The 14,409-nt window shown below is 39.5% G+C and carries 13 protein-coding genes; 1 reads left to right on the top strand and 12 read right to left on the bottom strand.

Annotation, left to right across the window (positions count from 1 at the left end):
- Positions 1–4 precede the first annotated feature (4 nt).
- The 8 genes from greA to B6F02_RS04720 all read right to left on the bottom strand — a co-directional run bounded on the left by greA (position 5) and on the right by B6F02_RS04720 (position 7,810).
- Positions 5–478 (bottom strand): transcription elongation factor GreA, encoded by a 474-nt coding sequence (greA, locus tag B6F02_RS04755; RefSeq protein ID WP_080146229.1) that lies wholly within the window; start codon positions 476–478, stop codon positions 5–7.
- Positions 479–661: 183 nt separating this feature from the next.
- A complete protein-coding gene (gene udk, locus B6F02_RS04750; RefSeq protein WP_080146228.1) occupies positions 662–1,297 on the bottom strand; it encodes a uridine kinase in 636 nt (211 codons plus the stop codon).
- 86 nt (positions 1,298–1,383) lie between these two features.
- A complete protein-coding gene (gene mltG / locus B6F02_RS04745; RefSeq protein WP_080146227.1) occupies positions 1,384–2,466 on the bottom strand; it encodes an endolytic transglycosylase MltG in 1,083 nt (360 codons plus the stop codon).
- 213 nt (positions 2,467–2,679) lie between these two features.
- Positions 2,680–2,991 carry a DUF1292 domain-containing protein gene (locus B6F02_RS04740; protein WP_080146226.1) on the bottom strand — a complete coding sequence of 104 codons (312 nt, stop codon included), beginning with the start codon at positions 2,989–2,991 and terminating at the stop codon, positions 2,680–2,682.
- A gap of 19 nt (positions 2,992–3,010) precedes the next feature.
- Complete coding sequence (ruvX, locus tag B6F02_RS04735) at positions 3,011–3,436, bottom strand: Holliday junction resolvase RuvX (protein ID WP_080146225.1); 426 nt, start codon at positions 3,434–3,436, stop codon at positions 3,011–3,013.
- Between the two features lie 3 nt (positions 3,437–3,439).
- Complete coding sequence (locus B6F02_RS04730; protein WP_080146224.1) at positions 3,440–3,697, bottom strand: IreB family regulatory phosphoprotein; 258 nt, start codon at positions 3,695–3,697, stop codon at positions 3,440–3,442.
- Between the two features lie 224 nt (positions 3,698–3,921).
- On the bottom strand, positions 3,922–6,567 hold the full coding sequence (gene alaS, locus B6F02_RS04725) for an alanine--tRNA ligase (protein WP_080146223.1): 2,646 nt from the start codon (positions 6,565–6,567) through the stop codon (positions 3,922–3,924).
- Positions 6,568–6,922: 355 nt separating this feature from the next.
- Positions 6,923–7,810, bottom strand: a complete 888-nt coding sequence (locus B6F02_RS04720; protein ID WP_080146222.1) for a YitT family protein — start codon at positions 7,808–7,810, stop codon at positions 6,923–6,925.
- 176 nt (positions 7,811–7,986) lie between these two features.
- Between B6F02_RS04720 and B6F02_RS04715 the strand changes: the two genes are divergently transcribed.
- Positions 7,987–8,898 (top strand): diacylglycerol/lipid kinase family protein, encoded by a 912-nt coding sequence (locus B6F02_RS04715; protein WP_080146221.1) that lies wholly within the window; start codon positions 7,987–7,989, stop codon positions 8,896–8,898.
- A gap of 72 nt (positions 8,899–8,970) precedes the next feature.
- Here the strand turns inward: B6F02_RS04715 and recD2 are convergent, their stop codons facing one another.
- The 4 genes from recD2 to B6F02_RS04695 all read right to left on the bottom strand — a co-directional run bounded on the left by recD2 (position 8,971) and on the right by B6F02_RS04695 (position 14,399).
- Positions 8,971–11,472, bottom strand: a complete 2,502-nt coding sequence (gene recD2, locus B6F02_RS04710) for an SF1B family DNA helicase RecD2 (protein ID WP_080146220.1) — start codon at positions 11,470–11,472, stop codon at positions 8,971–8,973.
- 144 nt (positions 11,473–11,616) lie between these two features.
- Positions 11,617–12,741, bottom strand: a complete 1,125-nt coding sequence (gene mnmA, locus B6F02_RS04705; protein ID WP_080146219.1) for a tRNA 2-thiouridine(34) synthase MnmA — start codon at positions 12,739–12,741, stop codon at positions 11,617–11,619.
- Positions 12,742–12,887: 146 nt separating this feature from the next.
- Positions 12,888–13,229: a hypothetical protein gene (locus tag B6F02_RS04700; RefSeq protein ID WP_080146218.1), complete on the bottom strand. Its 342-nt coding sequence runs from the start codon at positions 13,227–13,229 to the stop codon at positions 12,888–12,890.
- A 21-nt stretch (positions 13,230–13,250) separates the two neighbouring features.
- Positions 13,251–14,399, bottom strand: coding sequence for a cysteine desulfurase family protein (locus tag B6F02_RS04695; protein WP_080146217.1), 1,149 nt, complete (start codon positions 14,397–14,399; stop codon positions 13,251–13,253).
- Positions 14,400–14,409: the final 10 nt, after the last annotated feature.

Raw genomic sequence — 14,409 nt, 5'->3', positions numbered from 1 at the left:
TTTTTTAATATACTTTTGTAATTTCTACTTCCATAGATCCGCCCGGTGTATCAATAGAAACCTTGTCTCCTACTTTTTTACCTAAAAGTGCTTGGGCAATAGGAGATTCATTGGAGATTTTACCTGAAAAAGGATCTGCTTCTGCTTTACCGACAATCGTATATTCCTCATCAATACCATCTGGAAGTTCTTTAAAAATAACTGAACGTCCTAAAGCAACTTCTCCAGTTTCAGCATTTGAATTATCAATAATCTCAGCATGCTGAAGCATATTTTCAACCGTACTGATACGACCTTCAATAAAAGCTTGTTCATCTTTAGCTGATTCATATTCTGAGTTCTCAGATAAGTCTCCGAATCCACGTGCAATTTTGATTCTTTCTACAACTTCTTTACGTTTTACTGTTTTTAGTTCTTCAAGCTCTTTTTCCAATTTCTCTTTACCTTCTAAAGTCATTGGATATACTTTTTCTGTCATCAAGTGCTTCACCTCATCATTTGATTTCTTTATAAGATCTAAACAAACAAGCATTATACTATTGTACTATATTTCCATTGAACGATTCAAACGATCTGTTTGCCATCTCAATGGAAACAAGATACCACGAACTTAACATCTTGTAAAGCGTTTTTTTGGCAAATACTGTGTGTCTTTTTCCTATCAGAGAGAACGCTTTTTGAATATGGTATCGATTTTCGTCGTCATTAAATCAATCGCAACTTGATTTCTTCCGCCTTCTGGAATAATAATATCGGCATATTTCTTGGTTGGTTCAATAAACTGCGTATGCATGGGTTTTACTACACCAAGATATTGTTCGATAACATGATCTAACGTACGTCCGCGTTCCTCAATATCTCGTTTGATTCTGCGGATGATTCGAATATCGTCATCTGTATCTACGTAAACTTTTATGTCCATCATTTCTCTCAATCTAGGATCTTCTAAGATCAGGATTCCTTCCAGAATAATGACTTCTTTGGGGTCCTGGACAATTACTTCCCTGCTGCGTGTGTGCCGCTTATAATCATATACAGGTTTTTCGATTGTTTCATAGTTGACTAGTTTAAATAAGTGCTGAATCAATAAGTCTGTATCAAAGGCAAAAGGATGGTCGTAATTCGTACTTAATCGTTCTTCAAATGCAAGATGATCCTGATTTTTATAGTATGAATCCTGCTCTAACATCATGATCGATCTTCCAGGAAAATGGTTATAGATCGCCTGGCTTACACTTGTTTTTCCACTTCCTGATCCTCCTGTTACGCCGATTACGATGGGTTTAGTCTTAGTCATTTTTATGTTCCTTTCAGTTTGCTGTTTTACAGGGAAAAAACGATTTTGTTCTCAAGAAAAGCACTGAGTCTGAAGACTCAATGCTTTTAATTTAATTCCTCTTTTTTATCTAAATGCTGCTGATAGGTTTCTGAGAAATAGACTTCTTTGGTAGAAAGATCGGCGATGAAATACATATATTCCGTTTCAGCCGGTTCTACACTTGCTCGAATGGAATCTACCGCCGGACTATTGACTGGTCCCGGACCGATTCCAGTATTTTGATAAAGATTATAAGGAGATTCTGTTTCCAAATCATCATACGTGATTCGTTCTTGATGCTCCCCTAACGCATAGGTGACACTAACATCCGTTTGCAGCGGCATTCCTATTTCAAGTCTGTTGTAGAATACACCAGAGATAATTTTTCTATCTTCAAGGGTAATTCCTTCTCGTTCTATAAAAGAGGCCATTGTCAAGATATCATGCACCGTTTTATCTTGAGCTTCTATCTGTGAATAGAAATCCTGCATGACTTCATTGGTTCTAGCAAGCATATTGGTCACGATAGTTTCCAACGAAGTATCTTCATAGAGCTCATAAGTTGCTGGATAAAGATAGCCTTCTAACGTGTAAAGCGTCTGCTCTCTTACTTCATAGGCTGTCGTAAGCAGTTCAGGAAACTCTTCTGTTTTCTGCTGCAGAAAGGTTTCATCTTCTACTAATTCAAAAAAATCATCAATCGTGTAATCAGTTTGTTCACTAATTTCTGTGCCGATCTGCTCAATTGTAAATCCTTCCGGAATTATAACAGCTCCTATAGCATCTTCTGTAATCGGTTCCCCGCCTTCTTTCAGTCTTTCCACAATTTCATCAGAAGACATAGATGGCGATAACTGATAGTATCCTGCTTGGAATCCTTCATCACCATTGAACCTCAAGTGATAATTAAAGACAAACGCACTTTTAATCACGCCTTCTTCTTCTAATATCCTGGCAATTTGAGTACGCGAAGACCCTATCGGTATCTCTACCGGAATTTCTTCTATACTGTCTGGATCTAAGGGTTGTAAAGCAGACGTATAATAGCGATAACCAGAAAATCCTAATACAAAGATTAAGAATACTAAAATCGCTACAATACTCAACACGATTTTACGTACTGTATGCGTTGATTCATTATCAGGCATATTTGATCCATTCCTTTTTTTAATAGTTACATCTTTTTTATTATACACAAATCAATGAATCAATTAAAGACAATTTTAATAACCAGTATTTTGATCCGCTGTTTTTACTGAACGATTCGGTATCTCTATTGGTTTGTTCTCACTTTTACTGCAAAATAAAATAGCCATGAGAAATCTTGACCTCATTTCACATGGCTATTTTCAGACATTCTTCTATTCTTCTTCTTCTTCAATAAAGGTATTCAGAACTTCTTCAATCATTTCCCACTCTTCATCTGAATCAATCGTACTTAGAGTACCTTCTAAACCGCCATCAGCTTCTGTGTAAGAAAAAGCTGTTAATTCAACTTCTTCTCCCTCGCTTGTTCCGGCCGGGTATACTAAAACATATGACTTATCAAAATCTTCTGAATCGAATGTAAATAAGATCTCATAGAGTTCTTCATTACCTTCTTCATCAATAATAGTAATGTGTTCGTGGTCATGGTGATCATGTTCATGATCGTGGTTGTGTTCATGTGCCATTTACTCATTCATCTCCTTGTCATGTATTGGACTGTCTGTCTAGATAACTCTGCAATATCATTACAGCAGCTAATTTGTCAATTACTTGTTTTCGTTTTTTTCGAGACGCATTGCCTTCTTCAATCAGCATTCGGTTCGCTTGCATAGTCGTTAATCGTTCGTCTTGATAAATGACTGGCAAATCAAATGTCTCTTCTAATAGTTTACCATATTTCAGCGAAGCTTCTGCTCTGGGACCAATTGAACTGTCCATATTTTTGGGCAAACCTACAACAAAGGTTTCAATTTCATACTGGTCTACCAATTCGGTCATCCGCTCAATCCCATAGTTTTCTTTATGTTCATTGATCTGGATTATTTCAATCCCCTGAGCTGTCCAGCCCAGCGGGTCGCTTACTGCTATGCCGACTGTTTTTGAACCGACATCTAATCCCATTATTCTCATGTTTTATTTGTCGCTTTCTAGATACTTTGTTACTAATTCGTCCAGGATCTCATCTCGCTCATGCCGTTTAATCAGGTTTCTGGCATCATTATGTCTCGGGATGTAAGCAGGATCTCCAGATAACAGATAACCGACAATCTGATTGATCGGATTGTATCCTTTTTCTTCCAAAGCTTTATATACAATTTTCAATGTATCTTCTACATTGTGCGCTTCGTTATTGTCCACACTAAATCTTACTGTATGATCATTTGAAGTCATAACTGTCCCTCCGTACTTTATGAGCAGTTTAAAATCATTGATTACTGGTCAACAAGCTCATTTGTTACTATTTTACAAGAAACAAGAAGAAAGTACAATAACGATTGAAATGGTTTTCCAAAATTAATCGGCAGATCACAGATAAAATCGGCAATCTTCTTAATGATGCCTTTTTTTGATCTGCCGATCATTCTGCTTAACAGCACTGGGCTATCTGACAATCTTTACTTGGTTTTTTCGATCCAATTTGCAACAGCTGACAAAGCATCTGATAATCCATCTGGATTTTTACCGCCGGCTTGTGCCATATCAGGACGACCGCCGCCGCCGCCGCCAACGAGCGGTGCAATGGTTTTGATCAAGTCTCCGGCTTTATATCCGTTTTTGACCGCTGAATCACTCATAGCTGCAATCAAGTTAACCTTATCTTCATTTTTTAATCCTAACACTAACACATCAGAATATTGTTCTTGTTTCCAGTTATCTGCCAACTGGCGCAACTGATTCATATCTTTCACTTGAACCTCTTGCGCAATATAAGAAATACCAGCCTTTTCTTCTATTTGTTTGAATACATCATCTGCTTGAGCATTCGCAAGTTTAGCATTCAATGATTCATTTTCTTGTTTCAGTTCTTTCAATTCTTTTTGCAACTGTTCGATTTTATGCGGAACTTCTTCTATCGTTTGAGCTTTGACAGAAGATTGAGCTTCTTGAAGCAAACTTAGCTGACTTTCCATCCACTTGTAATAGCCTTCGCTGGTTTTAGCAATGATTCTTCTTGTTCCAGCACCGATTCCTGACTCTGATACGATCTTGAACAATCCAATATCTGAAGTATTTGTCACATGTGTACCGCCGCAGAACTCTTTTGAGTATTCGCCGATCATAACAACACGGACCTGATCGCCATATTTTTCACCGAATAAAGCCATTGCACCTAACTTTTTCGCTTCTTCGATGGAAGTCACAACAGTCGAAACAGGAACAGCATCAAAAATCTTCTGATTGACAAGTGTTTCCATTTGTTTTAATTCTTGTTCAGTAACTTGACCAAAGTGAGTGAAATCAAATCTCAGCTGATCTGGTGAAACCAGAGATCCAGCTTGATTAGCATGGTCTCCTAAAACATCTTTCAATGCCTGATGCAGCAAATGCGTTGCCGTATGATTTCGTTCGATCAGTTTTCTGCGTAAAGAATCTACTTCTAGGGTATACAGCTCTCCCGTTTTTATTTCAGCTAATACTTCTGCTTCATGAAGCGGCTGTCCAGCAGGAGCAGATTTCACGTTGGATACTCTAGCGACAACTTCTCCCAATTCATTCTTAATAACTCCTGTATCCCCGATTTGACCACCTTTTTCAGCATAGAATGGTGTAACATCGAAAATCAAACGTGCGGTTTGTCCTTTATCCGCTTCTTCAGAGAATTGGTCTTCTACAATGATCGTTTCCAAGGTTCCTTCAGAAGTCACGTTTCCGTAACCGATAAATTCACTTTCATCATTCAGATCCGTCAGCAAATCACTTTGAACAGACATAGAACCTTCATCGCTTCGCGCTGCTCTAGCTCGCTCCCGCTGTTTTTCCATCTCTGCTTCAAACCCAGAAAAATCAACTGTCAATGACTGCTCTTGAGCCACTTCTTCTGTCAATTCAATTGGAAATCCGAAGGTATCGTACAGCTGGAATGCATCTGCACCATTGATGACGGTTTGATGAGTTTCTTTCATTTGAGAAGTGATTTCATTTAAACGTCCCAGTCCCTCAGCAAGTGTTTCATGGAATCTTTCTTCTTCATTCAAGATGACTTTGGAGATAAATGCTGTTTTTTCCAGCACTTCTGGATAATGTTCCTGCATGATTTCTCCGACTACAGGAACCAGCTGCGTCATGAACGGCTTTTCGATTCCCAGCTTGCGTCCATGCATGATCGCGCGACGAAGAAGTCTGCGCAGTACATATCCGCGACCTTCATTGGAAGGCAGTGCACCATCGCCAACTGCAAAGGTGATCGCACGAACATGATCAGCAATGACTTTGAAGCTAGTCTGTTTTTCTGAACCTTTAAGATATTCTTCACCAGAAATCTCTTCTACTTTATGAATGATCGGCATAAACAGATCAGTCTCAAAGTTTGTCGGCACGTCTTGAACAACAGATAGCATTCGTTCCAGTCCCATGCCCGTATCAATATTTTTATTTGGCAGCGGATCATACGTATTATCTGGTTTATGATTATATTGAGAAAAGACTAAGTTCCAGATTTCCAGCCAGCGTTCATTTTCTCCACCAGGGTAGCTTTCCGGGTCATCTTCTGACAGATCATTGTATTCCGGTCCGCGGTCATAGAAAATCTCAGAGTTCGGACCGCATGGACCTTCGCCGATATCCCAAAAATTCCCTTCTTCTTTAATGATATGGTCTTCAGATAACCCAACTGTTTCATGCCAGATCTTATGGGCTTCTTCATCATTTGGATAGATGGTCACATACAGTTTTTCCGGATCCATCGCCATCCATTTTTCATCTGTCAAAAATTCCCATGCCCAAACAATTGCTTCTTCTTTAAAATAATCGCCAATTGAGAAATTCCCCAGCATTTCAAATAATGTGTGGTGTCTCGCTGTTTTTCCGACATTTTCAATATCATTCGTACGAATGCTTTTCTGAGAGCTTGCCATTCTAGGATTGCTCGGCTTGACAGTACCATCAAAATATTTTTTCATCGTTGCTACACCGGAATTGACCCATAACAATGAAGGGTCGTCTATGGGTACTAGAGAAGCGCTTCTTTCAATTTTATGCCCTTTCGCTTCGAAAAAATCTAGATAAAGCTGTCTTAGTTCAGAACTATTTAACATTTTCATATAATCTTTCCTTTCTTTTTCAGCCTAATTAATGATTGCAATTAAAAAGACTGAACAACGATCATTGCGCTCAAGGACGTCTACACGCGGTACCACCTTGATTGCAATGACGCTATTCAGTCTGCCATTACCTCTTAAGTCTTGTTAACGCCAAGAAACGGTATGATTTCTCATACAATTTGTTCAGGGAGCACGAAATGCAGGCTAATAATTCTCTTTCAGCGTCTGAGAACCTCTCTTATATTAGTGTAAACATTCAGTATATCCTGAACCCTTGCAGTTTTGAGTATAGCTTAGTTTATTGATTTAGTCAATATGAGGGTGCAAGATAGATTTCGCTTCTTTTCACGCTGCATTAACCTGGGAAATGTTCTTCTTCCATCTGAAATTGCTTATGAAGCGAAAACCCTCTTCCCAATACTTCGCTGGCACTTGTCGCTACAACGAAAGCATCTGGATCAGCTTTCAATACCGTTTCTTTAAGTAAGGTAAACTCTCTTTCTGGTATGACGACCATCAGCATCTCTTTTTCTGCATCATCAAATCCGCCGCGGACACCAAGATTGGTGAACCCTCGCTCTAGTGAATGTAATATCTCATGTTTTATATTTTCTGGACTGTCTGATATGATAAACACATTTTTATTCCGGCTGAACCCTAATTGAACCAAATCGATCGTACGCGAGATGATGAATAAGGCAATGACTGAATACATTACAGTTTCAGTATCAAAAACAATCAAAGCCGTAAAAATGACTGATCCGTCGACTAGTATGGTACTAACCCCAAAAGGAAGACGAGCATAACGATGTAAAACCTGAACTACAATACTGGTTCCTCCAGTCGATCCTTTTGCCCGAAAAATAATTCCCAGACCAATGCCGGTAAATACCCCGCCGAACAGTGATGCCAGTATAGGATCATTCGTTGCAGGAGAAACTTGTCCTAAAAAACTGAGAAAGAATGGCAGCAACAGACTGCCCAGTATTGTTTTATACCCAACCGCTTTTCCCAGCAGCAAGAAGCAAAGTACCAGCAAGGGAATATTCAGTGCATACTGGAAAACAGCTGGCGACCATTGATATAATGCATTGGCGACAATCGATAATCCTGTCACACCACCCGATACGATATTATTAGGCAACAAAAACCATTGAAACGATAAAGCTACGATCATACAACCTATAATGATATATAAATAATCTGCTAGGTTTAATTTGAAATGATTGGCTAGTTTATACATTTAATTCCTCCATTACAATCCTACTTAAGTGAACTCGAACCATTTTATCACTCTATTGACCTGAATCTCAACCCTGCGACCGCAACTATCAGTAATTTGTTATCTTCTCGAATTCTTTATTTTTATTTTTTTCAGGTTAGCGTATACTGTATTCATTACTAGAACGGAGAACATCCATGACTGAATATCCACATTTGATTATAATCTTAAATGAACATGCTCGAAAAGGCAGAAAGATTTTAGGTGAAATCCAGTCTTTTTTGAATGACTATTCCGGTACTCATCAGCTGTATCTTACTGAATATAAAGGACATGCTGCTGAAATCGCACAGTCTTTGTCTGCTTCACAGAATAACCATATGCGTTTAATTATTGTCGGCGGTGATGGTACCTTGAATGAGGTCATCAGCGGTCTGGAACAAGCCGGGCTTTCACTGCCTGTCGGCTATATCCCAGCAGGATCAGGAAACGATTTTGCCAGATCACATCAGTTATCATCTAAAGCAGAAACAGCCATTAACAGAATTCTTTCTCTAAAACATCCCAAATCTTTGGATATTCTGACGATTCTTCACGAAGAAAAGAAGTATGCAGCTGTCAACAGTTTTGGCATTGGTCTGGATGGACGGGTAAATGCTTCATTGGATCGGTCAAAGAACAAGTCTCAACTTGGTCAATTTGCTTATTTTGCAGCTATATTATCTGCTTATCGTTCTCAATCTCCTTTCTCTTTAAAAGCGCAAATTGAAAATAAAACTGTTCAGTTTCCGGAGATTTTACTAGCCGTCTGTGTGAATCACAAATACTTTGGCGGGGGTATTCCTATTCATCCAGAAGCAGATCCTGAAGACAGCGAATTCGAGCTGGTGGTTGCTGAAAAAGTCAATTGGGTAGAGTTGATGATTATTTTAGCCAGAGTATTAATGAATCAAAGTCATCTTTCGCATAAAAAACTGCACACTTTCAAAATCAGTGCTTGTACATTAAATACAGATACCTCTCAATATGGTCAGACAGATGGGGAATGGCTGGAAATGAATGGAAACTACCAAATACAAATAAAGCAGCGATTATTTTGGATTGCATGAAAAAAACGATCTGTATGGCAGCTGATTCATGCTTGAATCACTGAACAGATCGTTTTTTATTCTGCATTTATATTAACTATGATAAGGATCAATACCAGACATGCCGACCATCGGATCAACTGCTGCTTTCTCAACCATTTCAGGTGTCAAAATATAGCGTCTGTTTTGTTTTGTTCCTTCATCAGAAACAGCTGCAGCAGAATGACTGACTGCTTGAGGGGCCGATTGAGCACTCTTTTCTGTTTTGTCCATTTCTTCTGCTTCAGACGATTTGTTAAAAGCTGACTCAAAAGAATCGCTGTCCTCTGCTAACAGCCGTTCTTTCAATGTTGTTTTTCGAAGCATACTAGTAGAATGCAGGCTTCTCAGATAAGCTTCTTCTTCTCCACATAAAATCAGCAATTCACTCGCTCGAGTAATCGCGGTATATAGCAGGTCTTTTTTCAACATTCTCCTGTATCCATTGACCATAGGCAGAATGACCATTTTATATTCGCTGCCTTGAGATTTATGGATCGAACAGCAGTAAGCTAGTGTAATCTTATTCCATTCGTTTCTTAAATATGTGACTTCATTGCCTTCAAAATCAATCACCAGGTTATCCGTTTTAGATTCTGAATCTTTTGAAGGAATAATGCCTGTGATAATCCCCATATCACCATTGAAAACATTTCTTTCCGGGTCATTGACCAGCTGCAGAACTTTGTCTCCAATTCGGTAGACACTGTCTAGAAATTTCACTTCTTTTTTTTGATTATCCTTATTGGGATTGAACAGATTCTGTAAGTGCTGATTCAATGTATTGATACCAGCCGGTCCTTTGTACATTGGCGCCAAGACTTGCACGTCTTGAGCTGTGAATCCTCTCTCAATCGCTTTAGACACCACCTGAGTGATCACTTCCAGTACCTTCCCTGTAGAACACGGAAAGAAACTGCGATCCGCTTTTTTCGCTCTGAAATCATCCGGCAATTCATTGGCTTTGATCTTGTGAGCCAGTGGGATAATCGAGGAATGATTGCCTTGGCGATAAATATCTTTTAATTCTTTCTTGGGAATCTTTTCACTTTCCAGAAAGTCTCTCAAGACTTGGCCGGGTCCCACAGACGGCAGCTGATCCTTATCCCCGACCATAATAATCTGCATATCACTCGGTACAGCTTTAAACAATTGATAGGCCAGCCAAGTGTCTACCATAGACATTTCATCTATAACAAGCAAACGACCTTTAAGGTTGCGATCCGGATCATTATCTAAAGATTCTTCATCTTCCGTTGCAGTCAGCCCCAGCAAGCGATGGATCGTAGAAGCCGGCAGTCCAGTCGTTTCCTTCATTCGCTTCGCCGCTCTCCCAGTAGGCGCAGCCAGCAAAATCGGAAAGGCTTCGTCTTTATATTCCGTTGGATCAAGAGACAGATCATTGAGTTCTGCAAAAAGCGAGACAATTCCATTCAACACTGTCGTTTTTCCTGTACCCGGACCACCTGTCAATAAAAACACAGGTGAATTCAAGGCTTCTTCAATGGCTTTCTTCTGAGAATCGCCATACTGGATGTTTAGTCTTTTTTCAAGACGTTCCAGTTTTTTTTTGATTTTTTTAGCAGAATGCTTTTGATGTCCTGAAAAATCTTTCAGTCTTTCAACAGCTGAAGCAATACCCCATTCAGATGCATATAAAGACGGTACGTAAAATCGGTCTTCATCTTGTATGATTTCCTGACGCTTTACCAGTTCAATGATATTATCCGCTGCAATCTCTGGATCAATAATAAAAGAGCGGCTTGATTCCAGTATCTGAATACTTTTTTGCAGCAGCGGCTCTGTTAAAACGTAAGTATCTCCTTCTCCAATCGTCAGATCTTGTATGGAGTAAAGGATACTTGCCTGAACCCGACTTGGCGCATCAGCTTGTATGCCCATTTCTTCAGCAATCAGATCCGCACGGTTAAAGCCGATTCCTTCAATTTCTTTGATCAGCTGATACGGATTCTCCTGAATCACTTGCAGTGTCTGTCCTTCAAACTTCTGATAGACTTTATAAGCCAGCTGATTTCCCAGTCCATACTTATTCAACGCCAGAATGACCCGCTGCATCCCCTGCTCTTTTCCAAGAACATCCATAATTACCTGTTTTTTGGTTTGATTTAGTCCAGATACTTTGTCCAGCTGATCGGGGTCATCTAAAATCAGATCCAAAACATTGTCCCCTAGTGTATCAACAATACGCTCAGCGGTTTTCTTTCCTATCCCTTTAAAGCGGCTGCTGGATAAATAAGAAACCACAGCTTGTCCGCTTGATGGCTTTTCTTTTGCATATCGATCCGCGAGAAACTGCAATCCGTACTTTGGATGGTCTGTCAACTTCCCAAAGAATTCATAAGATTCGCCTTCATGAATCTGTCCGAAATTTCCCGTAACGGTAATTTGGGTACTGTCATATGTTGTATTGGTTTCTGTCAGTGAAACCAACATTACCTTATAAAAATTAGAAGGATTGGAAAAATAGATTGCCAACACTTCTCCTTTAATATATTTTTCTTCATTTACTTCTACTTGAAGTGTCTCATTTTCCATAGCCAGCCTCCTCTTTTCAGCACTTTTTATTTTAACGAAGAATCCTTTGTTTTTCTAGTCTTCTGATATTCTTTTCTGGTTTTTCAGTCGCAGTATATGTAAAAAAGGACAAACGGCGTACCATCTGTCCTTTTCTCTGTTCAATTAAACGTATTGCAGTTCTCTTTCTTCACTGTAAGCAGCATCGATTATACCGCCGCCGATACATTCTTCTCCATCATACAGTACAATAGCTTGTCCCGGTGTAATCGCACGAGCTGGTTCATCAAATTCGATTTTAGCTGTGCTGTCTTCTTTGTTTAAATGGACGGTCACACCAACATCTGATTGTCTGTATCTAAATTTAGCCGTACAGTGGAACGTTTCAGGCATTTCACTATGCGTTGTGAATGAGAAGTCACTGGCTTCCAAATGTGTTGCATATAGCGCAGGGTGTTCATACCCTTGCCCAACGTATAGCTCATTTTTTTCCAAATCTTTTCCAATGACGAACCATGGCTCGTTAGACGTTCCGTTCCCGCCTATGCCCAGTCCTTTTCTTTGTCCGATTGTATAGTACATTAATCCATCGTGTTGTTTGACAACTTCTCCATCCAGCGTAACCATATTTCCCGGTTGTGCTGGCAGATAGTTCATCAAGAATTGTTTGAAGTCTTTTTCACCGATAAAGCAGATTCCAGTAGAATCTTTTTTCTTCGCTGTAGCTAGACCCGCTTCTTCAGCGATTCTGCGTACTTCTTTTTTATCCATTTCTCCCAATGGGAACATTACTTTAGACAGTTGCTCTTGTGATAATTGGTTTAAAAAGTATGTTTGATCTTTATTGTTATCCACACCTCTTAACATGTGCGCTACGTTATTTTCATCACGTCTAACGCGAGCATAATGGCCGGTAGCCACATAGTCTGCCCCTAATTCCATAGCATAATCAAGAAAAGCTTTAAATTTGATTTCTTTATTACACATGACATCAGGATTTGGTGTTCTGCCTTTTTTATACTCATCTAAAAAATAGGTGAATACTTTGTCCCAATACTCTTTTTCAAAATTGATCGAATAATACGGAATGCCGATTTTGTTTGCAACGAGAGCAACATCTTTATAATCTTCTGTTGCTGTACAAACGCCAAATTCATCTGTATCATCCCAGTTTTTCATGAAGACTCCAATAACGTCATAGCCTTGTTCTTTTAACAGCAGTGCCGTTACAGAAGAATCCACTCCTCCGCTCATTCCGACAACGACTCTAGTATTCGAGTTGTCTGTCATTTGATCACCATCATTTCAGTTTAGATTCTGAATTCTGCACGAATTGAAGGTTCGTAAGGTTCAGTCTGTACCATTATACTTACTTAAAGAAAGAAATCAAGTTGTATTAAAAGACTTTCATACAACTTGATCACTTTTTTATCTTATTACGCTCTTTCCAGTACGTTTTCTTCTAAAAATGTTTCAAAAATCCCTTTGACCATCAGTCGAGCTTGTTCCAGGTTTTCATCTTTATGAATATCGACTTTTTTCAATCCGTTAGCTGACACGGTCACGATTTTCAACTCAGATAAATCTCTGGAAATCGTAATCTTCAATTTTGGAGCCGTACTATCCGAAACAGATCTGCTCAATGTTCTTTCATATTGAAAAGCACCGTTTTTTCCTTCAATGAAGCCATGGTCTTTCAGTGTATACCGTTTTGCCTCTTTATTTACTTTGTATTTATCTTTACTGCCCAACAATCCATCCATTGGTTTCGTTGCCATAATGATCTTCCTTTCAACATTTTAAGTTAATGAGTGAACGATTTTTGCAATTTCTGCAGCTGCTTGTTCAACTTCTTTTCGAGTTGAAGCAATGCCGAAGCTGACTCGAATGGTTTCAGAAATGGCAGGATGATCTTTACCATATAGAGCTACTAAGACATGGCTGGGATCTACATTGCCTGCAGTACAGGCGGAACCGATCGAAACAGCGATTCCCGCCAAGTCTAATCGAATCGAAAGTTTTTCTGCATCGACTCCTGGAAGATATAAGCTGACAATATGCGGCAAGGTATATTTTTCCGACCCATTTATTTTATATTCCACCTGACTTTCGGCCAGTTGCTCTAACAATAGCCTTTTCAGCTGAAGATAGTCGTTCTGTTTCGACTCTTTTTCAGTCACCATCTTCTCAACAGCTTTCTGAAAACCGATGATTGCCGGAATATTCTCTGTCCCAGCGCGTCGTTTGGTTTCTTGCTCGCCGCCTAAAATCAGTCCTGGCAAATCGATTCCTGTTCTGCAGTAAAGAAATCCGATTCCTTTAGGACCGCCGATTTTGTGGGCAGCAACTGAAAGCAGGTCAACATTTAAGGCTTGTACATCGATTTCCTGAGAGCCGTAAGCCTGTACTGCATCCGTATGAAACACGATATCTGAACGAAAGCTTTTGATGGATTCTCCGATTTCTGCAATCGGCATGACGGAACCTACTTCATTATTTCCGAACATGATGGAGACTAAAATCGTCTCTTCTGTCAGAGCGGTTGCCACTTGTTCCGCAGTCACTCTGCCATTTTGATCAACGGGCAGATAAGTGATATTAAACCCTCTTTTTTCCAGATATTGCATCGGCTTCAAAACTGCTTGATGTTCTACATTCGTAGTAATAATATGCTTACCAGAAGATTGAAACTTTTCAGCCGTTTTAATGATTGCCATATTGTCGCTTTCCGACCCGCCGCTTGTCAAAATGATTTCATTAGGTTTTGCGTGAATACTGCTGGCAAGTATGATACGAGCTTCATCCAGATAGCCTCGGCTTTTTCTGCCAAACTGATGTGTACTTGAAGCATTTCCAAAGGTCGAGTGCATTGCTTCACTCATGGTCTCGACAACTTCTGGGTACATGGGGCTTGTCGCTGCATAATCTAAATAAATGGCTTTTTTCATTTTTCCACTT

This window comes from Marinilactibacillus piezotolerans (assembly GCF_900169305.1).
GTDB classification, from domain to species: Bacteria; Bacillota; Bacilli; order Lactobacillales; family Carnobacteriaceae_A; genus Marinilactibacillus; species Marinilactibacillus piezotolerans_A.
This window is presented reverse-complemented; position numbering and strand designations above follow the sequence as displayed.